1 protein-coding gene is annotated in these 1,232 nt (G+C 43.7%); it reads right to left on the bottom strand.

Features of this window, described 5'->3' with window-relative positions; genetic code table 11:
* Positions 1-112 precede the first annotated feature (112 nt).
* Positions 113-1,232, bottom strand: a 1,120-nt coding sequence (locus Q8M88_RS04310) for an ATP-binding protein (RefSeq protein ID WP_305595015.1), incomplete at its 5' end; no start/stop codon positions are given.

Below are 1,232 nucleotides of genomic sequence, written 5' to 3'. Positions count from 1 at the left end.
TTATTGTTGCTCCCGGAACTTCGTGCCGCCACCACATTGAGGATGGAACGGGCCGAAAAGCGCTGCACCCGGTCGAGGTTTTGTGGGAGGCGGCGTTGAAATTGCACTGGATTTACTGATCACATCTTTCAATGATCTGGTTTAATTGTGAAACCAGATAATACGGTACATTAAGCAACCTGAATTTTTTACCAGTGGCTGTTTGAATTTCGGATTCAGAAAATGGTTGGTTCCAGATTCTGATAGCCAGTTGGTGTGGAGCCTGATCCATAAAGAGATGAAGAGATTTCAACGTACTTCCAACACCCGATTTTACTTCAACCGGAATCAAGCGGCCAGCGTTTGAAAGCAAATAATCTAACTCTGCATTTGAGTTTTTAGCTTCACGCACCCAGAAAGATCGTTGGGTTAAAACGCTGTAATCTTCTGCAATCAACTCTTGCCCAACAATGTGTTCGGCTACAAGGCCACGCCAAACAGAACTCAGTTCTTTTGCACCAAAAACTTCGTATTGAACTCCTACTGCGTAATTCATCAAACCGGTATCGAGCCAGTGAAGCCGGGGAGATTTTTTATAATCTGGCAGAAATGGCACACTCGACGAACCCGTTGGGTAAACCATTTCAATTAGCATGGTTTTTTCGAGTATCCGGAAAGCTTCCGATATCTCACGCGAACGATAATCTGATTCGCCAAAGCGTTCAAATTTGATACGTTGGCAACTATACCTGAAACCTGTGCGCAGGATATGCCTGATATGCTGCACAGAACTGTTTTTTATTGCGTATTTTTCAACATCGTCAATATACCCGGCAATCAGCGATTGATATTCAGAATTTAGGCCTACCAAGTCTTTGTTGCTGGCATAATTGGCCACAATGGCCGGCATACCACCAATCAATGTATAACGGTTAAAAAGAGATTGTAGCTTTTCATGAGCATATTGAGGAATGGGCCATTTCGACAAAATATCAGACGATGCCTGTTCTCTGGTCGCTGTTAAGAATTCGTTGAACGAACATGGCCTCACAGCCAGATATTCGACCCGGCCTACCGGGAATGAAATGTGCCTGTCAATGACCGATTCTAACAGTGAACCTGCTGCAATCACATAAATTTCAGGCGCATCTTCGTAGAAATAACGAAGCAAGGCAACTGCCTGCGGCGAGTTTTGAATCTCGTCAATAAAAATTAGCGTATTTTTCCCTCCTTTTTTTTCCCCTTTCAGAAAA

Origin of the sequence: Phenylobacterium sp. (genome assembly GCF_030693805.1) — a bacterium.
GTDB lineage: Bacteria > Pseudomonadota > Alphaproteobacteria > Caulobacterales > Caulobacteraceae > Phenylobacterium.
The sequence above is the reverse complement of the archived record's forward strand: the minus strand, read 5'-3'. Positions and strand labels throughout refer to the sequence as shown.